The organism is Micromonospora sp. DT231, assembly GCF_049847025.1.
Lineage (GTDB): Bacteria > Actinomycetota > Actinomycetes > Mycobacteriales > Micromonosporaceae > Micromonospora.
This window is the reverse complement of sequence record NZ_JBNCNO010000016.1, coordinates 23,830-47,682: the sequence shown is the minus strand read 5'-3', so window position 1 is coordinate 47,682 and position 23,853 is coordinate 23,830. Positions and strand designations below refer to the sequence as shown.

Annotated in this window: 19 protein-coding genes and 1 pseudogene; 10 read left to right on the top strand and 10 right to left on the bottom strand. The window is 71.1% G+C overall.

The features are described from left to right. Positions 1 to 127 precede the first annotated feature (127 nt). Positions 128 to 673, top strand: coding sequence for an RNA polymerase sigma factor (locus ACPXBU_RS30205; protein ID WP_393371474.1), 546 nt, complete (start codon positions 128 to 130; stop codon positions 671 to 673). A gap of 1 nt (position 674) precedes the next feature. Next, positions 675 to 1,706, top strand: coding sequence for a CU044_5270 family protein (locus ACPXBU_RS30200; RefSeq protein ID WP_425760793.1), 1,032 nt, complete (start codon positions 675 to 677; stop codon positions 1,704 to 1,706). A 6-nt stretch (positions 1,707 to 1,712) separates the two neighbouring features. Here ACPXBU_RS30200 and sthA read toward each other — a convergent pair whose 3' ends face one another. The 4 genes from sthA to ACPXBU_RS30180 form a co-directional block, all read right to left on the bottom strand. Further along, positions 1,713 to 3,116, bottom strand: a complete 1,404-nt coding sequence (gene sthA / locus ACPXBU_RS30195; protein WP_393371468.1) for a Si-specific NAD(P)(+) transhydrogenase — start codon at positions 3,114 to 3,116, stop codon at positions 1,713 to 1,715. Between the two features lie 53 nt (positions 3,117 to 3,169). Continuing rightward, positions 3,170 to 4,192, bottom strand: a complete 1,023-nt coding sequence (locus ACPXBU_RS30190; RefSeq protein ID WP_425760792.1) for a fibronectin type III domain-containing protein — start codon at positions 4,190 to 4,192, stop codon at positions 3,170 to 3,172. A gap of 88 nt (positions 4,193 to 4,280) precedes the next feature. Beyond that, positions 4,281 to 4,919, bottom strand: a complete 639-nt coding sequence (locus ACPXBU_RS30185; RefSeq protein WP_425760791.1) for a response regulator — start codon at positions 4,917 to 4,919, stop codon at positions 4,281 to 4,283. Continuing rightward, positions 4,916 to 6,109, bottom strand: a complete 1,194-nt coding sequence (locus ACPXBU_RS30180; RefSeq protein ID WP_425760790.1) for a sensor histidine kinase — start codon at positions 6,107 to 6,109, stop codon at positions 4,916 to 4,918. Before ACPXBU_RS30180 ends, ACPXBU_RS30185 begins: the two co-directional genes overlap by 4 nt. Before the next feature lie 146 nt (positions 6,110 to 6,255). Between ACPXBU_RS30180 and ACPXBU_RS30175 the strand changes: the two genes are divergently transcribed. Together ACPXBU_RS30175 and ACPXBU_RS30170 are read left to right on the top strand one after the other, a co-directional pair. Continuing rightward, positions 6,256 to 7,014: an ABC transporter ATP-binding protein gene (locus ACPXBU_RS30175; protein WP_425760789.1), complete on the top strand. Its 759-nt coding sequence runs from the start codon at positions 6,256 to 6,258 to the stop codon at positions 7,012 to 7,014. A gap of 8 nt (positions 7,015 to 7,022) precedes the next feature. After that, positions 7,023 to 9,542, top strand: coding sequence for an FtsX-like permease family protein (locus ACPXBU_RS30170; RefSeq protein WP_425760788.1), 2,520 nt, complete (start codon positions 7,023 to 7,025; stop codon positions 9,540 to 9,542). A gap of 51 nt (positions 9,543 to 9,593) precedes the next feature. Here the strand turns inward: ACPXBU_RS30170 and ACPXBU_RS30165 are convergent, their stop codons facing one another. Together ACPXBU_RS30165 and ACPXBU_RS30160 are read right to left on the bottom strand one after the other, a co-directional pair. Further along, positions 9,594 to 11,207 (bottom strand): ricin-type beta-trefoil lectin domain protein, encoded by a 1,614-nt coding sequence (locus tag ACPXBU_RS30165; protein WP_425760787.1) that lies wholly within the window; start codon positions 11,205 to 11,207, stop codon positions 9,594 to 9,596. Between the two features lie 95 nt (positions 11,208 to 11,302). Then, on the bottom strand, positions 11,303 to 11,725 hold the full coding sequence (locus ACPXBU_RS30160; RefSeq protein WP_425760786.1) for a DUF2000 family protein: 423 nt from the start codon (positions 11,723 to 11,725) through the stop codon (positions 11,303 to 11,305). A gap of 50 nt (positions 11,726 to 11,775) precedes the next feature. Between ACPXBU_RS30160 and ACPXBU_RS30155 the strand changes: the two genes are divergently transcribed. After that, a complete protein-coding gene (locus ACPXBU_RS30155) occupies positions 11,776 to 12,606 on the top strand; it encodes an AraC family transcriptional regulator (RefSeq protein WP_393371447.1) in 831 nt (276 codons plus the stop codon). A 5-nt stretch (positions 12,607 to 12,611) separates the two neighbouring features. Here the strand turns inward: ACPXBU_RS30155 and ACPXBU_RS30150 are convergent, their stop codons facing one another. After that, the gene (locus ACPXBU_RS30150) at positions 12,612 to 13,445 is read right to left on the bottom strand and encodes a helix-turn-helix transcriptional regulator (protein WP_425760785.1); all 834 of its coding nucleotides are present in this window, start codon (positions 13,443 to 13,445) and stop codon (positions 12,612 to 12,614) included. Between the two features lie 123 nt (positions 13,446 to 13,568). Between ACPXBU_RS30150 and ACPXBU_RS30145 the strand changes: the two genes are divergently transcribed. Then, entirely contained in the window at positions 13,569 to 14,633 is a 1,065-nt protein-coding gene (locus ACPXBU_RS30145; protein WP_425760874.1) for a DUF222 domain-containing protein, read from the top strand. Positions 14,634 to 14,839: 206 nt separating this feature from the next. Here the strand turns inward: ACPXBU_RS30145 and ACPXBU_RS30140 are convergent, their stop codons facing one another. After that, positions 14,840 to 15,571, bottom strand: coding sequence for an SDR family oxidoreductase (locus ACPXBU_RS30140; protein WP_425760784.1), 732 nt, complete (start codon positions 15,569 to 15,571; stop codon positions 14,840 to 14,842). 143 nt (positions 15,572 to 15,714) lie between these two features. Here ACPXBU_RS30140 and ACPXBU_RS30135 point away from each other — a divergent pair, with 143 nt between their 5' ends. The 4 genes and pseudogenes from ACPXBU_RS30135 (at position 15,715) to ACPXBU_RS30120 (ending at position 22,228) form a co-directional block, all read left to right on the top strand. After that, the gene (locus tag ACPXBU_RS30135) at positions 15,715 to 16,563 is read left to right on the top strand and encodes a LysR family transcriptional regulator (protein WP_425760783.1); all 849 of its coding nucleotides are present in this window, start codon (positions 15,715 to 15,717) and stop codon (positions 16,561 to 16,563) included. 450 nt (positions 16,564 to 17,013) lie between these two features. Further along, positions 17,014 to 20,148: an RICIN domain-containing protein gene (locus ACPXBU_RS30130; protein ID WP_425760782.1), complete on the top strand. Its 3,135-nt coding sequence runs from the start codon at positions 17,014 to 17,016 to the stop codon at positions 20,146 to 20,148. Between the two features lie 12 nt (positions 20,149 to 20,160). Next, a pseudogene (locus ACPXBU_RS30125) lies at positions 20,161 to 20,397 on the top strand (IS701 family transposase); the annotation flags it as partial. A 250-nt stretch (positions 20,398 to 20,647) separates the two neighbouring features. Next, positions 20,648 to 22,228, top strand: a complete 1,581-nt coding sequence (locus ACPXBU_RS30120) for a DHA2 family efflux MFS transporter permease subunit (RefSeq protein WP_425760781.1) — start codon at positions 20,648 to 20,650, stop codon at positions 22,226 to 22,228. Between the two features lie 59 nt (positions 22,229 to 22,287). Here the strand turns inward: ACPXBU_RS30120 and ACPXBU_RS30115 are convergent, their stop codons facing one another. Beyond that, positions 22,288 to 22,749, bottom strand: a complete 462-nt coding sequence (locus ACPXBU_RS30115) for a DUF5709 domain-containing protein (protein WP_357253378.1) — start codon at positions 22,747 to 22,749, stop codon at positions 22,288 to 22,290. A 111-nt stretch (positions 22,750 to 22,860) separates the two neighbouring features. Next, complete coding sequence (locus tag ACPXBU_RS30110; RefSeq protein ID WP_425760780.1) at positions 22,861 to 23,745, bottom strand: alpha/beta fold hydrolase; 885 nt, start codon at positions 23,743 to 23,745, stop codon at positions 22,861 to 22,863. Between the last annotated feature and the right edge of the window lie 108 nt (positions 23,746 to 23,853).

The following is a 23,853-nucleotide window of genomic DNA, read 5'->3' as shown; positions in this document are numbered from 1 at the left end:
GTAGCGGGCAGCACCGACATCGCGACCATGACGTGCGCGTGCCGTTTGTCGCGCCCAACCCGCACGGCCGCCCTGATCAGGTGTGATGTCCTGGCTGGTCCCGGACATAAGCCCGATAGGGGGTGCTGTGGACGTGGTGGAGGAGCGGTTCACCGAGTTGTACAGGCGTCATCACGACGACGTGCGGCGGTACGTGGCGCGTCGGGTCATCGGGTCCGACGTCGGTGACGTGGTCGCCGAGGTGTTCCTGGTGGCGTGGCGTCGCCTGGCCGACGTGCCGCCCGCCGCGGTGCTGCCGTGGCTCTACGGCGTGGCCCGGCTGGTGCTGGCCAACGAGGCGAGGGGGCGACAGAGGTGGCGGGAGTTGACGCTGCGGGTCGCGGCCGAGCCGGGCCGGTCGGTGGAGGACGACCACGCCGACGAGGTGATCAGCCAGCGGGACGTCGTGACCGCCTTCGCCCAGGTGTCCGATGCGGACCAGGAGATCCTGCGGTTGGTGGCCTGGGAGCGGCTGACCCCGACCGAGGCGGCGGTGGTGCTCGGGTGCACGAGAGCGACGTTCGCGATGCGGCTGATGCGTGCCCGCCGTCGGCTGCGGGCGCGCTTGGATGTGACCGCGGACGGGGCGAGCCGACCATCGGCCGAGACGCCGACGATGAACGTGGGTGGGTGAGATGAAGACCCTCGATGACGTACGCCGGTTGTTGGGCGACCTCGACCCGGCACGCGACCTTGATCCCGCCGACGAGCGGCGTCGGGCCGCGGACCTCGCCCGAATCCTCGCCACGGATCGTGGGCCGTCCACCGGTCGTCGTGCCCTCCCGCGACGCCGCTTCGTGCTGGCGGCCGGCGCGGCGGCGCTGGCGTTGGCAGCCGGGGTCGTGACGCTCGAGACGGTGCGGGAGCCGCAGCCGGTGTGGGCGGTCACCCCGGCGATGCTGACCTACGGCCCGGCGTCGACCACGGAACGGGCCGACGTCCGGCTGCGCCGCCTGGCCGAGGTGGCGGCCGCACAGCCGGCGCCACCGAGGCCGGCGGGCACGGTGGAGCACCTGGAGTCGGCGAACTGGTTCCTCAACTCCTCGATCTCCGGCGGCCGGACGACGTCCGCCGTCGTACCGCAGCAGTGGCGGTCGTGGCGCACCGACGACGACGCCGGCCGGACGGTGAAGAGGGAACTGCCGCCGGTCTTCCGCTCCGATGCCGACCGGGAGGAGTGGCGGCGGCGGGGCGGCCGGGTCGACCCGTCACGGGAGACGACCGACTACGCCGCTGGTGAGTTCACCCCGGGCTGGCCGGGCCCGGTGCCGACGGACGTCGCGACGCTGCGGGAGTGGCTGGACGCGGGCAGCCCACCCGGCGAGCCGGTGCAGTATCTGGAGGACGTCGCCCACCTGGCCGGGGTCCGGCTGCTGAACCCGGCACAGCGGGCCACGACGCTGCGGCTGCTGGCCGACCTCCCGGGCATCACCGTGACCGGGACCGTCACCGACCGGGCCGGCCGCGCCGGTGAGGCGTACTCGATCAGCTCCGCCGCCCATGGGCTGCCCGCCCAGTACACGGTCATCATCGACCCCGACTCGGGTGTGCTGCTCGGCTACGAGGAGGTGTTGACCACGACGGCGGGCAGGTTGAACGTGACGGTCCCCGCAGTGATCACCTACCGAACGTATCTGGTCGCGGAGTATGCCCCGTTGCCAGGCTGAACGGGGTCAGCCGTCGATGCGGGTGATGTTGCGGATCTTGTTGGACGCGTCCAGGGCGGCCACCTTGTACGCCTCGGCCAGGGTCGGATAGTTGAACACGGCGTCGATGAGGTAGTCGATCGTGCCGCCGCAGCCCATCACCGCCTGCCCGATGTGGACGATCTCGGTGGCGGCGGTGCCGAACACGTGCACGCCGAGCAGCCGGCCGTCGTCGGGGGAGACGAGCAGCTTGAGCATGCCGTACGAGTCACCGACGATCTGGCCGCGGGCCAGCTCGCGATAACGCGCGACGCCGACCTCGAACGGAGTCGAGGCGTCGGTGAGCTGCGCCTCGGTCTGCCCGACGAAGCTGATCTCCGGAATGGTGTAGATGCCGATCGGTTGTAGGCCGTGCATCTCCCGGATCGGTTCGCCGCAGGCGTGCTGGGCCGCCAGTCGACCCTGTTCCATCGAGGTGGACGCGAGCGCGGGAAAGCCGATCACGTCGCCGACGGCGTAGATGTGGTCCACCGCCGTGCGGTAGTTGGCGTCCACCTTGATCCGGCCGCGGCGGTCCGCCTCCAACCCGGCGGCCTCCAGGGCCAGGTCGTCGGTCTGACCCTGCCGGCCGGCCGAGTACATGACCGTGTCCGCGACGATCTTCTTGCCGCTCTTGAGGATGCACAGCGCGGCGGTCTGGTGTTTCTCCACGGCGGCGACCTCCTCGCCGAAGCGGAACGCCACCGACAGGTCGCGCAGATGGTATTTGAGCGACTCGATCACCTCGTCGTCGCAGAAGTCGAGCATCCGCTCGCGGCGCTCCACGACTGTCACCTTGGTGCCGAGCGCGGCGAACATCGACGCGTACTCCATGCCGATCACACCGGCGCCGACCACGACCATGCTGCGCGGGACGGCCTGGAGGTTGATGACGCCGTCGGAGTCCACGATCGTCCGGTCGTCGAAGTCGACGCTGTCCGGGCGGGCCGGGCGGGTGCCCGCCGCGATGACGATCTTGTCGAAGGTCACCTTCGACTCGCGGCCGGAGCCGCCGTCGACCCAGATCGAGTGCGCGTCCGCGAAGCGGCCGGTGCCGGTGATCATCACGACCCGATTGCGGGCCAGTTGGTTGCGGATGACGTCGGTCTGCCGGCTGATCACGTGCTGGGTCCGGGCGGCCAGGTCGCTGACCGTGATCTCCTCCTTGACCCGGTAGTTGCTGCCGTAGAGGTCTCGCTGGCTCAGCCCGGTCAGATAGAGGACGGCCTCGCGCAGCGTCTTGGAGGGGACGGTGCCGGTGTTGATGCACACCCCACCGATCATGTCGCGGCGGTCGACGATGCCGACCCGCCTGCCGAGCTTGGCGGCAGCGATCGCGGCCTTCTGACCGCTGGGTCCGGAGCCCAGCACCAACAGGTCGTAGTCATACACAACCGCTAGCGTCGCAAGATGTCGCGACTGGCGCCAGACCCCGGAGCCGAGCGTTATTCGTCTGCCACCACGCAGAGGCCACCGTTGAGCGTGATCTCCTGCGGCAGTTGGGTGCCGCTGGCGACGAGCCCCAGCGACACCGTGCCGCCCGGCGGGATCACCGCGTTGCGACCGGTGTTACCCACCCGCAGGAGGCCGTTGCTGGGACGGTCGACGACCTTCGCGCCCCAGATGCCGTGGACCTTCTGGCTGGCCCAGAACCGCCACGTCATCGTCCACCCCTTGATCGCCGTGGTGCCGGTGTTCGTGACGGCGAGGTGCGCCACGAAGCCGTCCGACCACTGCCGCTCGACGGACCGGACCGCGCAGCTCGGCGGTGGTGGCAGGGTGGTGACGGTGACCGGTGCCGACAGTGGGGACAGGAGTCCAACCTCGTCGCGGGCCTGCACCACGAAGGTGTACGTGGTGTTCGGCGTCAACCCGCCGATCTGGGTGCTGTTGACCGGCGGGTACTGGGACACGTCGCGGACGAAGGTGAGTGCGCCGCCAGCGCCGACCCGGAACACCTGGTACCGCTCGACCGCCCCGTTCTCCACCGAGTGTGTCCAGCGGAGCCAGACCTGCGTGGCGGCCACGTCGTACGCCACCGGTTGACCCGGCGCGCCCGGCGGTTGGTCGTCCCCCGGTGACATGGTGAACCGCAGGGGCCCGGTCGACGGTGAGCTGTTGCCGGCCGCGTCCAGCGCCCTCACGAAGAAGGTGTACGTGCGTGACGGCTGCAGGTCGGTGAGCCGAATGCTGTTGGTGTCGGTCGACCAGGTCCTGCCGTTGTCCTCGAACTGCGCGGAAACCGGGTAACTGACCACCCCCACGTTGTCGGTCGAGGCAGCCCAGGTCAGCTCGACCCAGGTGGTGTCGATGGCGGTGACGGTGATCGGACCGGGGGTGGTGGGGGGTTCGGTGTCGGCGGCGGCGTACGCCGGGGTGGCGCCGGTGGCGAGCAAGGCCGCCGTGAGCGCGCAGGCAGCCAGTGCGGCGGCCCTGGACCGGACGCCGCGCCACGCATGATCGCGCAAGATGATCGCCTCGCTTTCGGGTGACCGCAGCGGACCAGTCATCGACTGCTGACGATGGTATGCCAGTGGCGGTCGCGTCGCTGTCCCCTCAGCCGACGAGGCGGCGTTCCCAGGCCCACGCGGCGATCTCCACCCGGTTGCGGGCCTTGAGCTTCATCTGCACGCTGGCCAGGTGGGTCTTGACGGTGCCGACGGCGATGAAGAGCCCGGCGGCGATCTCGGCGTTCGTCAGGCCCCGGGCGACGAGCTTCACGACGTCGAGTTCCCGTGGTGACAGGCCGCCGTCGTCGCGCGCCGGGGCGGGCGAGCTGAGGTGCTCCAACAGCCGTACCGTGATGGAGGGGCTGATCAGCGCGTCACCGGACACGGCCGCGCGGACCGCCTCCACCAGCAGCGTCGGGCCGGAGTCCTTGAGCAGGAACCCGCACGCGCCGTTGGAGAGCGCGGTGTGCACGTACTCGTCGAGGTCGAAGGTCGTCACCACGACCACCCGGATCGGGTCGGCGACGCCCGGCCCGGCGATCAGCCGCAGTGCTTCGAGCCCGTCGAGACGGGGCATCCGGATGTCCAGCAGCACCACGTCCGGGCGCAGCCGCCGGGCCAACTCCACGGCGACCACCCCGTCGGCGGCCTCGCCGACCACCTCCATGTCCGGCTGAGCCCCGATGATCATGCCGAAGCCGGTCCGGACCATCGCCTGGTCGTCGGCGATCAACACCCGGATCATCGCCCCACCGCCGTCCGCAGCGGGAACGCCGCGTCGAGCACCCAGCCGCCGGCGACGCCGGGCCCGGCGGTGATCGTGCCGCCGAGGGCGCGTACCCGCTCGGTCAGGCCGATCAGGCCGAAGCCGTGCCCCCGGGCGGGCGCGATGCGCCCGGCCGCACCGTCGTCGGCGACCCGGACCAGCAACCAGTCCTGGGTACGGCGCACGGCGACGTCGACGGATCGGGCGTCCGGCGCGTGCTGGCGGGTGTTCGTCAGCCCTTCCATGACCACCCGGTACGCCGAGGTCGAGACCTCCACCGGCAACCCGTCCAGGTCGCCGTCGACGTGCAGGCGGGCCGGGGCGTTCGCCGTGCCGTTGAAGCCCGCCAGCAGCGGCGGCAACTCGGCCACGCCCGCCAGCGGGGCCAGCGGCGCGTCCGGCGGGGTGTCCGGGTTCCGCAGGATCCCCACCATCCGGCGCATCGAGGCCATCGTCTCCGTGCCGGCCCGCTCGATCTGCTCCAGCGCGACGATCACCCGCCCCGGGTCCTGCTCGGCGACGAACCGGGCCCCCTGCGCCTGCACCACGATGCCGGTCACGTGGTGGGCGATGAAGTCGTGCAGGTCACGGGCGAACTCCGCGCGCTGCTCGGCCCGCACCAGCGCGATCGCCCGATCCCGACCGGCCGCGATGATCCGCAGGTAGAGCCCCACCCCGGCGGCGCCGGCACCGGCGAGCACCTGGAGCAGCCCGAAGATCACCAACAGGTTCTCGGTGCCGACGCGCAGTGGCAACGCGGCGACGGCCAGCCCGACGGCCGCCGCCGCCCACGGGGCGAGCCGGGGCGCGCCCCAGCGGGTGACCACGAAGATCACCCCGATCAGCCCGGCCGACTCGGCGAGCCCCCAACTGCCGCTGATCAGGTAACTGCTGCCGGAGAGGAACACGACGGCCGCGGTCACGGCCAGTGAGGCGCCGGCGAGCCCCAGCGCGGCCAGCGGCAGCAGCCGCGAACCCAGTCGGTGCACCGGCAGCCAGAGCGGCACCGTCGCCACCGCCAGCCCCATCCGCACCAGCAGGAGCAGCAGAGCGGCCATGCTCTCGGGCGTGCCGAACCGGAGGTCGAAGAGGGCGAGCAGCCCCATGGCCACCAGGCCGGCGGCCTGGGCCAGGCGTACCCACAAACGTCGAAGATCCGGCGTGCTCATGGTGACCCAGCGTAGCCAGCGGGCGGCGCGCGCAGATCGGCCGAAAGACAGACCCGAGGCCGGCGATACCCGGCCACGGGCCGATGCGCCCACCCGCCGGTGGCGGCGACGCTTTCCGGGCCACATCGCACGCCACTGGAGGAACAATGACAACCCACGCCCCGCCGGAGACCAGCCACGCCGCGGTCGCCGCGGTCGACCTGGTGAAGGTGTACGGCAGCGGCGACACCGCCGTCCGTGCCCTGGACGGGGTCTCGGTCGGCTTCGGCCGGGCCGAGTTCACCGCCATCATGGGCTCGTCCGGGTCCGGCAAGTCGACCCTCATGCACTGCCTCGCCGGTCTCGACACCGCCACCTCCGGCCGCGTCCTGCTCGGCGGCACGGAGCTGACCGGCCAGTCGGACCGGACGCTGACCCGGGTACGCCGGGAGCGGATCGGCTTCGTGTTCCAGTCCTTCAACCTGCTGCCGCAGCTCACCGCCGCACAGAACATCACCCTGCCGCTGGACCTCGCCGGCCGACAGCCCGACGCCGAACTCCTCGCGCACCTGGTGCGGGTGCTGGGCCTCGGTGACCGGCTCAACCACCGACCCAGCGAACTCTCCGGCGGCCAGCAGCAGCGGGTCGCGTTGGCCCGTGCCCTCGTGGCGCGGCCCGAGGTGGTCTTCGCCGACGAGCCGACCGGCAACCTCGACTCCCGCTCCGGCGCGGAGGTGCTCACCATCCTGCGCGACTCGGTACGCGACCTCGGCCAGACCGTCGTCATGGTCACCCACGACCCGATCGCCGCCGCGTACGCCGACCGGGTGGTGCTGCTCGCCGACGGCCGGGTCGCCGGTGAGGTCGACAGGCCGGACCAGGTGTCGGTCACCGACGCGCTGCGTGATCTGGCGGCCCGCGCATGAGGGCGACGGTGCTGCGTACACAGACGACCGCCGCCGCCCGACGGCCCGGCCGGCTGATCCTGACCGGCCTGGCGATCCTGGTCGCCTCCTTCGTCGTCTTCGGCACCGTGCTGGTGCAGCAGATCACCGAGCGGACCGTGCGGGACAACCTCAGCGGCACCCCGGCCGTCACCGACCTGGTGATCGGCCGCGTCGACCTGCCGCCACCCACAGTGACGGACCTGCGGAAGATCCGGGCCGTGCCCGGGGTGGCCGAGGCGGTGCCCCGGGTGTCGACCGGCGTCTCGATCGGCGAGGGGTACCTCAACCTCCAGTCCGATCCGGGCACCGGCCCGCTGACCACGGTCCGGGTGACCGAGGGACGCTACCCGGACCAACCGGGCGAGATCGCGATCACCCCGCGTACCGCCGAGCGGCTCGGGCTCTCGGTCGGCACCACCACCAGCGGTACGGGCGGCGAACTCACCACGCCCGCCCCGCTCACCGTGACCGGTGTGGTGGACGTCGCCGCCGACGCCGGCTACGACGCGTACGCCCCGGAGAGCGCCGTGATCGGCTGGGCGCACCTGACGGCCGTGGAGCGTGTCGACGTCCGCGTGGCCCCCGGCACCTCGACGGAGGACGTCCGGCAACGGGTGACCGCGGCCGTCGCCGGCCAGCCGATCCGCTCCGGCGCCGAGGTGCGCGACGCCGAGGCCAACGCGGCGGCAGAACAGGTCGGGAAACTCTTCGTCCTGGTCGGCATGTTCGTCTCCATCGCCGTCGCCGCGGCGGCGCTCGTGGTCACCTCGACCTTCCGCATCGTCTTCGCCCAGCGGATGCGGCAGCTCGCGCTGCTGCGGGCCGTCGGCGCGAGTCGGGGCACCCTGGTCGGCGCGTTGACCGCCGAGGGCGCCCTGACCGGCCTGGTCGCCGGGGTCGTCGGGGTCGCCAGCGCTCTCACCCTCGGGTACGCGCTGCCGGTGATCCTGCGCGCCACCGGCCACGAGGTGTCCTCGCCCGGCCTGCCCGTGGCGGCGGCGGTCGCGGTGGTGATCGGCGCTGTGGTGATCACCGTGCTGGCCGTGCTGGCCCCGGCGCTCTCGGCCGCCCGGGTCTCCCCGCTGGAGGCGCTGCGGACGGCGAGCGTCACCGCCGGCCGGCGCGGCATCAAGGTGCCGCGCCTGGTCTTCGGGCTGCTCCTGGCCGTCGGCGCGGTCCTGACGGCGGTCGCCACGATCAGCCAGTTGCCGAAACCGGACCAGGAGAACTACGACCCGTCCAGGCCACTGCTGCTGCTCGTCGCGTCCGGCACGTTCGCGTTCTTCGCGCTGGTGGCCCTCGGTCCGCTGCTGGTGCGCCCGGTGCTGGCCGTGGTGGGTTGGCCGCTGCGCCAGCTCGGGCCGCTCGGACGGATGTCGGTCGGTGGGATCGGCGGGGCGCCGCGCCGGGCGGCCGCGGTCTCCGTCGTGGTCGCGCTGGGCGTGACCCTGATCTCCGGGGTGGTCATCGGCGGCGCGTCGTTGCAGATCCTTGCCGACCGCGAGATGGCGCTCTCGGCGCCGACCGACTTCGAGGTGACCGGCAACGGTCAGACGCTGCCGCCGGACGTGGTGACCCGGGCCGAGGCGGCGCGCGGCGCGCTGGCCCGGGTGGTGCCGTACCGGATGGTCGGCGACGCCACGCTGCTGCGCGGGGCCGACAAGCTCGGCGACGTCGAGTCCGGTTACCCGACAAGCGACCTGGACCTGGCGGCGCTGCCGAGCACCGGTGACCTGGACGTGGCCCAGGGCACCCTGGCCGATCGTGGCCCCGGCCGGATCGTGCTCAACAGTTGGGTCGCCCGGGACGCGGGTCTGCGGGCCGGCGACACCGTCACGCTCGCCGTCGCCACGGGCCGGGTCGAGGTGCGGGTGGCCGCGATCCTGCCCGGCGACGGCCCGCTGCACGCTGGCATCCTCGCCGATTCGGCCGACCTGGACCGGATCGGCGTGCCGGCCGCGTACACGGGTCTGCTGGCCGACGCGGCCGGCGCCGGCGAGGACGGCCGCACGGCCGGCGTGCGGGCGCTGCGCCAGGCCATCGGTGGCAGCGACGGGGTGGGCCTCGCCGTGCTCGCCGACGAACGGGACCGCAACGACGCGCTGGTGCGCACCCTGGTCTGGATCGCGGTGGGCCTGGTCGGCCTGACCGTGTTGATCGCGGTCGTCGGCGTGGGCTCCACGACCGCGCTGTCGGTGGTGGAGCGGATCCGCGAGTCCGGGCTGCTCCGCGCGATCGGCCTGTCCCGGACCGGCCTGCGCACGATGCTGACCGTCGAGTCCGGCCTGTACGGGGTGATCGGGGCGACGATCGGCCTGGTGCTCGGCATCCCGTACGCCTGGTTGGCGGTGCAGGCCCTCGGGATCGAGGCGCCCCTGACCGCGCCGCTGCTGCCGCTGGCCGGGCTGTTCGTGGTGCTGGTCGGGCTGACCGCGCTGGCCGGGGTGCTGCCGGCCCGTCGGGCGTCGCGGGTCAGCCCGGTGGTGGCGCTGGGGGCCGACACCTGAGCACCGCCGTGGGCCGGCACCGCGACGTGGTGCCGGCCCACGGCGAACCGGTCAGTTGGGGTTGTTGGCGTGGGTGAGCGTCTCCCAGGCGACGAACAGGTTGTTGGTGCCGGCCGGACGTTGTTGCAGCGTGAGCGTCTGCGTGTTGGTCATGACGTTGCCCAGCCGGTTGCTCATCGCGTTGAAGCCGACCTCGGTGATCGGGCCGAGGCCCCGGGTGAGGCTGCCACCGCAGAGCCAGGAGGGTGCCGCCTCGCCGAGCTGGTAGCGCGAGTGCAGGCCGAGCGCCTGCCGCAGCCGCTCACCGACCTGCGGGTAGAGGTCCCGTCCCTGGATGCGGGAGGTCTCCGCGACGTGCGAGATGGCGGAGATCCCGTACCCGGTGTGCACGAAGTCGCGGCACGTCTCCTGGGCGAGGCCGGCGACGAATGTGGACTGACCCTGCCAGTAGCCGATGATCTCCGAGCTGGTGTCCAGGCCGCTGCCCGGCACCGTGTACGGCAGCGCGCCGTCGCTGGGCAGGTAGACGAAGGCCCGGGTGCGGTTGAGGAAGCGGGTGACCGCGGCGTCGTAGGCGCTGCGGTCGTCCAGGAAGACGGCGATGCCGACGGCCGCCTCCATCATCGTCAGCTCCCAGTTGCCGTTGCTGTTCGAGCCGTTGCGTACCACCGGCAGGTAGACGGTGCGCAGCATGGTGGCGAACCGGTTGGCGTTGGGCCAGCTCGGGTACGTGTACCTGAGGATCTCGGCGGCCCGGGGCCAGACCGAGGCGGCCCAGCCGGTCTGCAACGGGCCGTTGCTGCCGGTGTGCGCGGTGATCGTCGCCGACCACGCGTCCATGAGCTGGATCGACTTCTGCGCGTACCTGACGTCTCCGGTGACGTACCAGGCGAGCGCGTCGGTGTACGCGGCGATCGCGTCCTCGCGCTCGTCGGTGCAGCCGTTGTTCGGGTTGGAGTAGGACCCGCACTCGACCACCGAACGGGGAGCCGGGGTGCGCGACAGGGAGGCGTACCGGCTGCCCATCATCTGGTTGTAGGCCGCCGCCCACGGCTGCGCGCCGGCCTGCACGCGACCGCGGACGAAGTCGAGCTGACCCCGGCTGACCAGCACGCCGGGGTGCGTGAAACCACCGGACGGGGGTGGCGTGGTGCCACCGCCGGTGGGCAGCGTCCAGGTCTGGTTGGCGGCGCCCGTGCAACTCCAGATCTGCAGCGGGGTGCCGTCGGCGGCGCTCTGGCCGGTCGCGTCGAGGCACTTGCCGGAGGTGGGGTTGACCACCTGCCCGGCGGTGGACGACCACTGCTGTGCCCCGGTGCCGTTGCAGTCGTAGATCTGCACCCGCGCGCCGTTGGCGGTGCTGGCGGCGGCGATGTCCAGGCACTTGCCCAGCGCCCGGATCGTGCCGTCGTCGCCGACCGTCCACTGTTGCGCCGTCGAGCCGTTGCAGGTGTAGAGCTGGACGGCCGTGGCGTTGGCCGGGTTCGCGGCGGCCACGTCGACGCACGTGCCGCCGTACCCGGTGATGGCGCCCGTCGCGGCCGCGGCGGCCGGCGCGACGGCGACCAGCAGGCCGATCGGTACGGCGAGCAGGGCCGCGGTGAGCGCGGAGGTCAGTCTGATGCGGGGGCGGCGGGGCGCGAGCCCGGCCAGTCGTCGCGCCATGTGGGGTCCTTCCGGGGCGGCGAAGTCAACTGTAAAGTGTGTTAATCATTACAGTCGTGTGCACCGATATCAATGTCTTCGTCGCCACGGATGCCCTAAGGGTGCATGGACGCACCCTTGAGCACCTTGTCCACCAGATTGCGCGGGCCGTGCAGCGCCACGCCGACCAGGTCGAGCTTGTCCCGGCCGACGGCCTGCACGGCGGCCCGGTTGTCCCGGTCGTTTCCGGTGGCGAACAACTCCGACGTGAAGACCGCCATCCGCAACCCACGGGCCAGGGCGCGCGAGTGCGCGCCGACAAGCGTCGCCCGGTCACCGGCGAAGACCAGCACCGGCTGGCCGAACATCGGCAGGTAGGCGGTGCCGTCCGCGTCGCGGTACTCCTCGCCGAGCAGCTCCGGCACGGCGTTCGCGATGCCACTGACCAGAAAGGCCGTGACGTTGAGCCGCTGCCAGCTCGCCAGGTCGTCGCGCAGCAGCACGGCGATCTTGGTGGGGAATCGGATGGGTTCGCTCATGGCGTCGAGCCTGCCCGCCGCGACACCTACCGGTCTTGTACGTTCTTAGCGTGGCCACCCGCCCGCCGGGCTCGCACGTCAGCGCGTGGCGACCCGCGGTAGCCGGGGTCGCCGAGGTCTTCCACGCCCATTTCGTGGACCACGCCTACCCCCGGCACATCCACGACGTGTGGACGCTGCTGATCGTCGACGACGGCGCGGTCCGCTTCGACCTCGATCGACACCGGCACGGCGCGCTGCGCACCTCGGTCACCCTGCTGCCGCCGTACGTGCCGCACGACGGCCGCTCCGCCACCGCGAACGGCTTCCGCAAGCGGGTCCTGTACCTCGACACCTCGGCGCTCGGGGCCGAGCTGGTCGGTCGGGCGGTCGACGAGCCGGACCTGGCCGACCCGCAGCTGCGCGACCGGATCGACCATCTGCACCGGGTGCTCGCCGCACCCGGTGACGAGTTCGAGGCCGAGAGTCGGCTCGCGCTCATCCTGGACCGGCTGCGCGGGCAGCTCCACCGGCGTACCCCGGTCAGTCTCGCACCGCCCGCGGGTGGCCTCGCGGCCCGACTGCGGGAGCTGCTGGACGCCCGGACCGTCGAGGGCGTCACGCTGGGGGAGGCCGCCGAGCTGCTGCACGCCCACCCGACCCACCTGGTCCGTACGTTCACCCACGTGCACGGGGTGCCACCCCACTCGTACCTGACCGGTCGCCGGGTCGAGCTGGCGCGCCGCCTGCTCCTCACCGGGGAGCGGCCCGCCGCGGTCGCCGTCGCGGCCGGCTTCTTCGACCAGGCGCACCTGACCCGCCACTTCCGGCGTCACCTGGGCGTCAGTCCGGCCCGCTACCCGAGCACGCGGCGACCGGCCCAGCGCTCCGGCGAGGGCTGACGCGATCAGACGAGCTGGCCGCCGATGACGGTGAGCAGCCGCAGTTTCTCGTCGCTCGCCGAGCCGGGCGCGGCGGTGAAGACCAGCAACGTCTGGGACTCGTCGGGGTCCACCAGGGTCTGACAGTGCAACTCCAACGCCCCGACCTCCGGGTGCAGGAAACGCTTCGGCGGGCAGGAGCCGGCCGGCACCGGGTGCTCACGCCAGAGCTGGGCGAACTCCGGGCTCCTGGCCAGCAGGTCGTCGACCAGGTCCGCGGCCCGTGACCCCCGGCCGTCACGGGTGTACGAGGCGTGCAGGCTCGCCACGAGCAGACGGCTCTGCGTGTGGTGGTCCTCCACCGGGTACAGCCGCCGCGCCGTCGGGTCGGTGAACCAGCGGTGGTGCGCGCTGCGGGCCAGCCCTGTGTGCCGGGTCTCGTCGCCGAGCAGGGCGACGGCCGGGGCGGTCTGCGCCAGGGTCTCGCCGAGGTGGTTCACCACCTGGGCCGGTGTGTCGGGCATCCGGTCGAGGATCCGCATCATTCCCGGATTGACGTGGTCGGCCCGCACCGCCCGGTGGGGGATGGCGTGGCCGGCGAGTTGGAACAGGTGGTCCCGTTCGGCCCGGGAGAGCCGCAGGCCACGGGCCAGGGCGGCGAGCATCTGCTCCGACGGGCGCGGCCCCCGCTGCTGCTCCAACCGGCTGTAGTAGTCGGTGGACATACCGCTCAACAAGGCGACTTCTTCGCGGCGTAGCCCACCGGTGCGCCGACGTGGGCCTCGGGGCAATCCGACGTCCTCGGGCTGAAGGGCCTCGCGGCGGGTGCGCAGAAAACTGGCGAGCGGGGCGCGGTCCACGGTGTCTCATCCTTCCACCCGGAGTCGGATGTGGTGGAAGCCGGCGGTAGCCGGCACATCAGGTGCAACAGGCGGGCAGGCGTGCGATGTTCCGCCGGCGGACGGCCTGGACCGCAGGCGGGCCTGTCGCTGGGCGGGCCCGCCGCAGATGGATCATGGGGGACCGAAGGGATCCCGGCCGCCCGTCGCCTCGTCGACCTCGCCGCCGCCCTGGACACCGGCAATCCTGGGGTACGCCACGCACTGGCCGACGGCCACGTCACCGTGGACCAGGCCCGGATCATCGTCGATGCGGTCGACACGGTGCAGAACGCGGCCGGTCCGGAGGCCGCCGCCAAAGCCTGCGGGGTGCTCGTCGAGTGGGCCGGGCAGTTCGACCCCACCCTCCTGCGCAAACTCGGCACCCGCATCCTCGACCACGTCGCACCCGACATCGCCGACGCCGCCGCCAAAGCCGCCCTGGACGCCGAGGCCCACCGCGCCGCCCGCGATCGTCACCTCACCCTCTCCACCCTCACCGACGGTCGCCTGCGGCTCACCGGCATCCTCGACACCGAGACCGCCGGGCTGCTCCGCGCCGCCATCGACCCACTCGGCGCACCCGTGGGCCCCGATGACCAGCGTTCGCCCGGGCAACGCCGGCACGACGCCTTCGGCGACGTGTGCCGCCTCGCCCTGCGCACCGGTGGGTTGCCCGAGCACGGCGGGGATTCCGCCCAGATCGTCGTCACCACCAGCTACGAAGGTCTGACCCGGCAACTGGGCAGCGGCACCCTCGACACCGGCCTGCACCTCACGCCCGAGGCCGTGCGCCGGCTCGCCTGCGACGCCGCCATTCTGCCCGCCGTCCTCAACAGCACCGGCCAACCACTCGACCTCGGCCGGCAACGCCGCCTCATCACCGGCCCTCTCCGACGAGCCCTGGTGCTGCGCGACCGTGGCTGCGCCTTCCCGGGCTGCGACCGCCCACCGCGCTGGTGCGACGCCCACCACATCCACCACTGGGCTGACGGCGGCACCACCAGCCTCGCCAACGCCGTCCTGCTCTGCGGCCACCACCACCGGCACCTGCACCACGGCGACTGGACCGTGCGGTTGGCGGGCGACGGCCACCCCGAATTCGTCCCACCCGCCTGGCTCGACCCCGGGCAACTCCCTCGGCGCAACCACTACCACCGACGAACGTGAGCACCACCAGCACAACGATCACCTGGTCAGCGGGCGGACCGAGTGGCCAACACGGCACGCCCTCACTCCACGCGGCCGGCGAGGCGATGAGGCGCGCGACCAGGATGCGGCACGGCCCACCAGCTAGCAGGGCGGTGCGAGGGCGAGCGGCCAGGGTCCGGCACGCCTCGCGCCCGCTCGGCTACTGCGGTCGGTGGACCGGTTGATCACCAGGGCACCACACCGGCGTCCTCGAAGAACCCGCCGGTGGGCCCGTCGTCGGGCAGGGTCGCGAGTCGGATCGCGATCGCCGCGCCCTGTTGCGGGGTACGGATGCCGCGGAAGCCGTTGAGGTCGGTCGCGACGAAGCCGGGGCAGGCAGCGTTGATCCGGATCTTCGTGTCGCGCAGTTCCTTGGCGTACTGGACGGTGACGGCGTTGAGGAACGTCTTCGATGGCGCGTACGCGACGGCGAGCGGGCCTGTCGTCAACTCGTCGGTGGAGTTGCTCTGCCGGGTGAGGGAGCCGACGCCGCTGGACATGTTCACGATCCGCGGTGACGACGAGCGGCGCAGCAGGGGCAGCATGGCGTTGGTGACGCGGATGACGCCGATCACGTTGGTCTCCACCGCCGTCCGTACGGCCGCGAGGTCGACCGTGGTCGGCTCCTGCGGCGCACCGCCGGTGACGCCGGCGTTGTTGACGAGTACGTCGAGGCCGCCGGCACGTTTCTCGACCAGCCGGACGGCGGCGGCCACGCTCGCCTCGTCGGTCACGTCCAGTGGCACACCGAACGCGTCGACGCCGGCGACGCGCAACGTCTCCACCGCGGCTTCTCGGCGCGTGTCGTCCCGAGCGCCGACCCCGACGCTCCACCCGAGGGCGCCCAGGCCGGCCGCGATCTCGTATCCGATTCCCTTGTTCGCGCCGGTGACCAGCGCGATTGTCGTTTGGCTCATGCATCCGATCCTGTCCACGCCCCAGCGGGCCGCCAACACCGCTTGGGTGGGCGTCGATACCTCCCGGGTATCCATCGAGGCCGCGTCGTCGGCGCCCGAGCGGGACGGGTCATGCCGTGCCGTGCCGTCGGTACCGTTGGGGCATGGAGACGCGTGAGCTGCGGTATTTCGTCGCGGTCGCCGAGGAGTTGCACTTCGGGCGCGCCGCGCGGCGGCTCGGGATCGCGCAGCCGCCACTGTCGCGGGCGATCGCGCAGTTGGAACGGCGGCTCGGGGTGGCGCTGCTGGAACGCACCAGTCGCGCCGTCGCGCTGACCGAGGCCGGCTCGGTGCTACTGGTCGAGGGTCGGGCGGCCCTCGACGCGGTCGAGGCCGCCGAGCGCCGTACCCGCCGCGCGGCCCTCGTCGGGGCCGGCCATCCCGGCCTGGTCCTCGTCACGAAGGCTGGAGCGTCCGGCGAGTTGCTGTCGAAGCTGCTTGACGCGTACGCCTCCGAGCCTGGCGCGGTCTCCATCGACGTTCTGCTGTGCGGGATCGGCGAGCAGGAGCGGCTGTTGCGCGACGGGCGGGCGGACGTGGCGCTGCTGCACCGGCCGTTCGACTCGACGGTCGGACTGGACACCGAGGAGCTGAGCGCGGAGGGGCAGGTTGTGGTCCTGCCGGCCGGGCACCCCCTCGCCGCCCAGGCCCAGGTGCGGATGGCCGACGTCACCGCGCTGCCCGACCTGCCGCCGCCCCGCCGGCCCGGCCCCGATGGCACGTACCCGGACGGACCCGGTCCGCAGGTACGGGACAGCACGCAGCTGTACCAGCTGATCGCGCTCGGCCGAGCGTCGGCGGTCCTGCCCGAGTCGTGCCGGGCCGACCTGCGCCGCGATCTCGTCGCCGTGCCGGTGCTGGACGCGCCAACCGTGACGACGGTGATCGCGTGGCCGCCGCACAGTCGTTCCCTGGCCCTCGCCGGGCTGATCCGGACCGCGATCCGCCTCTAGGGCGCATGTCAAAGTCCTAGGGCGGCTGGTGCCGCTGCACACCGTCACCATCGCCGGCTCCTGCTGGAGCACGAGTTCCAGCCCCGGGACCGGAAGTCACTCGTCCCGCTGTTCAAGCGCGAGATCTTGTCCCCAGCGTGGCCCCCGACCGCTGGGTGGATCCGTCCGGTCCTCCAGCCTGACGGCCGGATGCTCAAGTCTGAACGTTCTTGAACGTCTCGGTTCGTTTCCTGGCACCTATAGATCCGGATGGCATAAATATGCTTCGATGTGATCAGACGATGACGTGCCACCTCTGGACATCGCAGGCCGGCGAGCCCGAGGCGTCGCCTGCCACACCTTGACCGGTTGACTGGAGAACTCATGACCAGCCCTCGATCCGCTCCGCCTCGGCAGACTTCGGGAGTAGCCGGCCCGCGCCGTGCCCGCGTCAGGCCCAGCGCGCTGAGCATGCTGTCGGTCGTCGTGCTTGCCCTGACGTACGTGGTGACCATGCCTGTCGCGTCCACGCCAGTGGGCCTCACCATGGAAGCAGCCGCCGCCTACGTCAAACTGGGCAACCGGACCACCGGCAAGTTCATCGACGGCATGGGCCGGACCACCAACGGCGCCGCGGTCGGCCAGTATTCCTCGTCGTCCAGCGTCAACCAGCAGTGGACGATCGATGCCGTCGGCGACTACGTCCGGCTCAGGAATCGGGCCACCGGCCTGTACCTGGACGGGATGGGCCGCACGACGGGCGGATCCATCTGCGGCCAGTGGAGTGAGAGTGGCAGCACCAACCAGCAGTGGACCCGGGAGGACTCCGGCGGCTACGTCAAGTTCAGGAACCGGGCCAACGGGCTGTACCTGGATGGCGGGGGCAGCACGTCCGACGGCGCCAACCTCGTCCAGTACGCGAACAGCGGCAGCACCAACCAGCAGTGGATCGTCACTGACGTGTCGACTCCGGGATCGGGCACGATCACGGTGGACGGCAACAACATCCGCACCGGCAACGTCAACGGCCTGACGTTCAAGGGCTTCGGTGCGCTCAGCGCCAACAGCACCAGCGAGTTGCTGATGGATTACAAGGCCCAGAGCCCGACCGCGTACGCGCAGCTGCTGCGGGTCCTCTTCGGTGGGGAGAATCCGGTCTTCACCAACGTGAAGATCGAGATGGGCAACGACCGCAACAACTCCACCGGACCGGACCCCTCGACCATGCGGTGGGAGTCCGAGACCCCTAACGTCGAGCGTGCGCAGGGCTTCCAACTCGCGGCCGACGCGAAGAAGGTCAACCCGAACGTCAAGGTGTCCCTGCTGCGCTGGAACTCCCCTGGCTGGGCGAACAGCAACGACAAGGTCTACACCTGGTTCAAGAAGACCATCCTGAGCGCGTACCGGACCTACGGGTTCATGGTCGACTACGTCAACCCGGGTCTCAACGAGCGCGGGGCGGACCTGAACTGGACCAAGACCTATGCCAACCGGGTCAGGACCGACAGTGCCGACTTCGCCGACTCGACAGAGCGATCCCGGTACAACCAGCTCAAGGTCGTCATCTCCGACGAGGTCGGTGTCGGATCGTTCGGCGGCAGCATGATCAGCGACGCCGGCCTGCGCGACGTGGTGGCGGCGGCCGGCTACCACTACAGCCCCGACGACGACGGCGCCGGCAACTTCAAGCGCCTGGCGATGGACTACGACAAGGAGATCTGGAACAGCGAGGCACAGGCGACCTTCGGCAATTCCGCCTTCCGCCCCAGCAACAACATGCGGTCCCCGTCGGTGGTCGGAACCGGCATCGGCGGCACCAACAGTGCGCTGGAGATGGGAAACACCATCATCAAGGGATTCGTCAACTCGCGCCGGACCAACTTCATTTACCAACCGGCCATCGGGTCCTTCTACGAGGGTGGGCAGTACTCCTACAAGGAGATCGTCAGCGCCCGTGATCCCTGGTCGGGCTGGCTGCACTACGACGCCGCCATCGACGTGCTGCGGCACTTCAGCTGGTTCGCCAAGACCGGCTGGGAGAACTCCAGCAACACGGCCGGTATCTGGCGCGCCGTCCCCGAATCCAGCTATACCGGAGCGACCGGGACGAACCCGGTGGTCGGACGCAACGGCACGCCCAGCTATCTCACGCTCGCCGCGCCCGACAAGCGCAACTTCTCCACGGTCTTCATGAACGACAGCGAGTACACCCAGTCGTACCGCCTCCAGCCGGTGAACATGGCCTACTCCGGCGCTCCGGCCCTACAGCTGTGGGAAACCCGCGCGGCCGACCCCGGCCAGGCGTTCAACGCCAACTACCTGAAGCACGTGGGCAGCGTCCCGGCCGATGACGGCGGGGTGTACTCCGTGACGGTCAGGCCGAACTCGGTCGTCACCGTGACGACGCTGGCCAACCACACCAAGCCCGAGTACCTGGAACCCCTGCCGGTGGAGGGCCAGCGCACCGTGCTGGACACCGACATCTCCGGCGACGTGCAGAACACCAGCGACAACATCCTCTACGCCGACGGCTTCGACTACTCCGGCAAGACGGTCCCGGTGATCGGCAGTGGCGGCACCATCACGGGCACGGCGGACTTCATCACGTCGCGTGGCGGCGCCAAGAGCGTCATCCCGCGCTACGCCAGCGACCGCAACGGCGCCTTCGAGGCGTACCGGCCGGACGGATCGACCAACTACGTGCTGCGCCAGCAGCTGGACGGCCCGAGCCAGGGCCTGGGTGGTGCGTGGAACGGGGGCGACGCGGTCACCAGGATCGGTGACAGCCGGTGGCTCAACTACAAGGCCAGTGTCGACGTCTCCTTCGAGAACAGCAGCACCCAGAACGGCGCCAACCACGCCCGGCTGGGCATCCGTGAGCAGCACGGTGACAACGGTGCGCCGTACTCGGTGAAGTTCACCTTCGACGGGGGCTGGCAGTTGCTGGTCAACAACAACGCGGTCGCCAGCGGCAACGTGGTCAGCGGCGCCGGCGGCGTGCGGATCGGTGGGTTCAACACCGCTCACAACGCGTGGCACAACATCGCGCTGAAGGGCGTCGGAAGCACGGTGACCGCCTACCTCGACGGCGTCACACTGGCCACCTACACCGACCCGAATCCCAAACTGTCCGGCCGGATCACGCTGGGCAGCGGCTACTACTTCACCCGGTTCGACAACCTGCGGGTGGAGACGGTCGACGGAAGCCCGTCGTACTACTCCGAGGTGCTGGACAACCTGGAGATGTCCGACCTGGCCAACCCGCCCGCCAGGAAGCTGGTGTACGGCGGGTCCTGGGCGCACGAAAACGGCAAGGGTATGTACAACGTTCAGCGGAGCCTGTCCACCAGCCAGGGAAGCGGCTCGACGCTGACCTACACGTTCACCGGTACCGGACTGGACATCATGGGGCCGAACAACGGCTCGGCCGTCCTGCAGGTCAGGGTGGACGGTACGGTGGTCAACTCCGCGGCGAGCACGCTCGCCTCTCCCGAGTTCTATCAGACGTACGCCCTGCGCAACCTCGGCGCCGGCACGCACACCGTGGAGATCACGGTGCGCAGCGGCAGTCTCGTCGTGGATGCCGTCGGGGCCGTCCGGCCGTGATGCCGGTCGCGCCTCGTACGCATCGACGACCTCGCCCTGCGAATCCCCACCACCGAGTGGCAGCCGCGCAGTCGCGGGCCAGGAGCGGAAGGACCCCACGACTACCTGTGGGCCTGGATCACCACCGCCACCAGCTCCGCTGAGCATCGGTGGCTGCTCATCCGCCGCAGCCGCACCACCGGCGAGCTGGCTTTCTACCTGTGCTGGTCACCCTGCCCGGTGCCGCCGCACACCAGCGTCACCGTCGCCAACGTCTACGCGCAGCACACCCAGCTCGCAGTGCTCTCGCTGATCGACGCCCCGACGTTCGGCCGTAACGGGACGGCCGAACGGATTGTGACTTCCCGGCGGTCACGAAACCTGGAGGCGAACCGTCACAACTGACGGTTAGTCTGCCAGCGCGTCGTCGCCTCGGCACGTCGCGTCACGCGCCGGTGCAGGCGCGGCACCTCGCCACCACCCATCATCCGGCGCTCAATCGAAGACTTCAGGAGAGTTAGTGACACAGCAATCCGTCGCGACATCGGACAAACTCGACGCCGCGGTGCTCAAGGTGGCAGGCGTCGTCGTCCTCGGTGCGATCATGTCGATCCTCGACGTGACGGTGGTCAGTGTGGCGCTGCCCACATTCCAGAGCGAGTTCGACGCGACGTACGCGCGCGTCGCGTGGACGATGACCGCCTACACCCTCGCGCTCGCCACCGTGATCCCGCTCAGTGGTTGGGCAGCCGACCGGTTCGGCACCAAACGGCTCTACATGGTGGCGTTGGCTTTGTTCACCATCGGCTCGGGGCTCTGCGCCACGGCCGACACGATCGGCGAGCTGATCGGCTACCGCGTGCTCCAGGGCCTCGGCGGCGGCATGCTCATGCCGCTGGGCATGACCATCATGACCCGCGCGGCGGGGCCGCACCGGATCGGCCGACTGATGGCCGTCCTCGGCATTCCGATGCTGCTCGGGCCGATCGGTGGCCCGATCCTCGGCGGCTGGCTGATCGACACCGCGAGCTGGCACTGGATCTTCCTGATCAACCTGCCGATCGGCGTCGTCGCCCTGATCTACGCGCAGATGGCGCTCCCGAAGGACGCCCCCGAGCCGTCCGAGTCGTTCGACTTCGTCGGCATGCTCATGCTCTCGCCGGGCCTGGCGCTCTTCCTCTATGGAGTGTCGTCGCTGCCGGAGGCGGGCACCTTCGCCGCGACAAAGGTGTGGGCCCCGATGCTCGTCGGCGGCGTGCTGGTGGTGGCGTTCGTGCTCTACTCGTTCAAGCCCCGGCACCCGCTGCTCGACCTGCGGCTGTTCCGCAACCGCAGCCTGACCATCTCGTCGCTGACGCTGTTCGTGTTCATCATCGCGTTCATGGGCGCCGGCCTGCTGTTCCCGAGCTACTTCCTCCAGGTGCGCGGTGAGACGACGCTGACCGCCGGTCTGCTGATGGCCCCGCAGGGCATCGGCGCGATGATCACCATGCCGATCGCCGGCACGTTGGCCGACCGGGTGCCGATCGGGCGTACCGTCCCGTTCGCGCTGCTGCTCATCGTCGTCGGGTTCTTCAGCTTCACCCAGGTCGATCCGCAGACCTCGTACTGGCTGCTCGAGGGCTCGCTGTTCGTGATGGGCCTGGGCATGGGCGGCACGATGATGCCGATCATGACCTCGGCGCTGCGGACGTTGTCGGCAAACGACGTGGCGCGCGGCTCGACGCTCGTCAACATCCTCCAGCAGATCGGCGGCTCGGTCGGCGCCGCCGTCATGTCGGTGATCCTCACCAACGAGCTGAACGGCTCCCGGCTGATCCCCGGCGTGGTGGACCGGAGCGGCACGCCGGTCACCGAGGCCGGGCTGGCCATCGCCTCCCAGCGACAGCCGGAGCTGCTCCAGCAGATGCCGGTGGACCCGTCGATCATCGAGCGCGGGCTCGACTTCGCCGCCAAGTCGTTCGCCACTACGTTCTGGGTCGCGTTCGCGCTTGTCGTGCTCACGCTCGTCCCGGCGGCTCTGCTGCCGCGCCGACGTGAGCCGGCGAAACTCGACGACCCGCAGGGCGAGCAGGTCCGGACGCCCGTCGTCATCCACTGAAACGACGCGCCCGCCGCGCTCAGCACCTCCTCGGGTGGTGAGCGCGGCGGGCGCGGCAGTCAGCGCAGCGGGCCGTCGCCGGGCCCGTCCGGGTCCTCGACCACGTGGATCGCGGCCTCCTCGGCGCTTGCCCCACCCGCGTCGATGCCGGCGTCCCACGCCACCGACTCGGCCTCGTCGTCCTCGCGGACGCCCTCGTCGTAGGCGACGAGGCGGCCCGCGCGGGCCTCGCTCTCGTACCCCCGGCGGGTCAGCTCGTCCTCGTCGTCGCCGCCCTCGGCGTAGGGGTCGACATCCGGCACCTCCTGGGCGAGGTGCTGCGCCACGGACTCGCCCGCCCGCTCCTCGGCAGGCGTGGTGCCGAACCGGTTGGCGGCGGTCCAGTGGTCCTCGGCGACGATGCCGGTGTCGAGGGGGTCACCGACCCGGTCGTCGTCGAGGGTGTCGGAGGCGTCCAGGACACCGTCGTCCTCGGCCACGTTCCACTCGTCGACGGAATCCATCCGCTCGGTCTGGCTCACGGCGGTCTCCTCTTCGTCACGGTGCACCAAAGTGCCCAGCCTATGACCGTGCAACGCCAGCGGGCGCCGCGGCCTGCCCGCTGTGACGAACCGACCTCGGGTCGCGCCGGTTCAGCGCGTGAGCAGCCCCACCACGGCATCGGTGAACTGCGCCGGCTGCTCGATGTGGGCGAAGTGCCCGCTCTGTTCCAGCAGGACCAGCCGCGAGTCCTTGAGGCCCGCGTGCAGTTCCTCGGCGCGACGCGGGGGGCAGATGAAGTCGTACGCACCGACGATCACCACGGCCGGCGCGGTGATCTCCGCCAGGTTCTCCCGCACGTCGAAGGGCGTCGGGTCCTGCGCGCTCGCCGGCGCCAACGAGATCCGGACAGCGGCCTGAAACGGTACGAATTCGTCCTGCCGGCCCCAGAAGTCCGCGAAGTAGACCGGAAGGGCGGCGCGCAGGGCGGTCGCCAACGACTCGTCGTCGGTGGCCGCGCCGATCTGCCCGAAGGCGGCCGGGATCGCCGCCGCCTCCGGCCGGTCCGGGTGCCGCTGCGGGTATGCGGAGAGCCCGGCCATCGCCTCGGCCCAGAACTCGGCCCCGGTGACGGGCGAGGTGTCGTACAGGGCGAGACCGGCGACCCGGTCCGGGTGTGCGAGCGCGTACCGCTGGATGACGAAACCGCCGTGCGAGTGCCCGAGGAGGTACACCCGGGGCTCGCCGAGGTGCGCGACGACGGCGTCGAGGAACCGGACATACGTGTCGAGACGGTAGTCGCTGGGGTCGTCGAGCCGCCCCGAGGCGCCCGTGCCCACCGGCTCGACGTACACCATCGTGAAGTGCTCCTCCAGGCTCGGCGTCCGCAGGTAGGCCCACTCGATGCCGGGGCCGCCGGAGTGCGCCACGCACACCGGGCCGGTGCCGGCGACGTGGTAGACCTGCCGGACACCGTCGACGGTGAAGGCGTGGGCACCCGGTGCGAGGGCGCTGACGTCGTGGCTTGTGGAACCCATGAGTTGTCTCCCGATCCGAGATCCGCGCGGCGTGTGCCGGCACGGCAACTGGTGCATGACACGGACCAGATGCGTGGGTCGACGGAAAAGTTCGCTCGGTCGGGGATG

Coding starts and splice junctions, on each gene's coding strand:
- ACPXBU_RS30200 (WP_425760793.1), top strand. CDS start 675: ATGAAGACCCTCGATGACGTACGCCGGTTGTTGGGCGACCTCGACCCG.
- ACPXBU_RS30185 (WP_425760791.1), bottom strand. CDS start 4,919: ATGATCCGGGTGTTGATCGCCGACGACCAGGCGATGGTCCGGACCGGC.
- ACPXBU_RS30180 (WP_425760790.1), bottom strand. CDS start 6,109: ATGAGCACGCCGGATCTTCGACGTTTGTGGGTACGCCTGGCCCAGGCC.
- ACPXBU_RS30175 (WP_425760789.1), top strand. CDS start 6,256: ATGACAACCCACGCCCCGCCGGAGACCAGCCACGCCGCGGTCGCCGCG.
- ACPXBU_RS30165 (WP_425760787.1), bottom strand. CDS start 11,207: ATGGCGCGACGACTGGCCGGGCTCGCGCCCCGCCGCCCCCGCATCAGA.
- ACPXBU_RS30160 (WP_425760786.1), bottom strand. CDS start 11,725: ATGAGCGAACCCATCCGATTCCCCACCAAGATCGCCGTGCTGCTGCGC.
- ACPXBU_RS30140 (WP_425760784.1), bottom strand. CDS start 15,571: ATGAGCCAAACGACAATCGCGCTGGTCACCGGCGCGAACAAGGGAATC.
- ACPXBU_RS30135 (WP_425760783.1), top strand. CDS start 15,715: ATGGAGACGCGTGAGCTGCGGTATTTCGTCGCGGTCGCCGAGGAGTTG.
- ACPXBU_RS30130 (WP_425760782.1), top strand. CDS start 17,014: ATGCTGTCGGTCGTCGTGCTTGCCCTGACGTACGTGGTGACCATGCCT.
- ACPXBU_RS30110 (WP_425760780.1), bottom strand. CDS start 23,745: ATGGGTTCCACAAGCCACGACGTCAGCGCCCTCGCACCGGGTGCCCAC.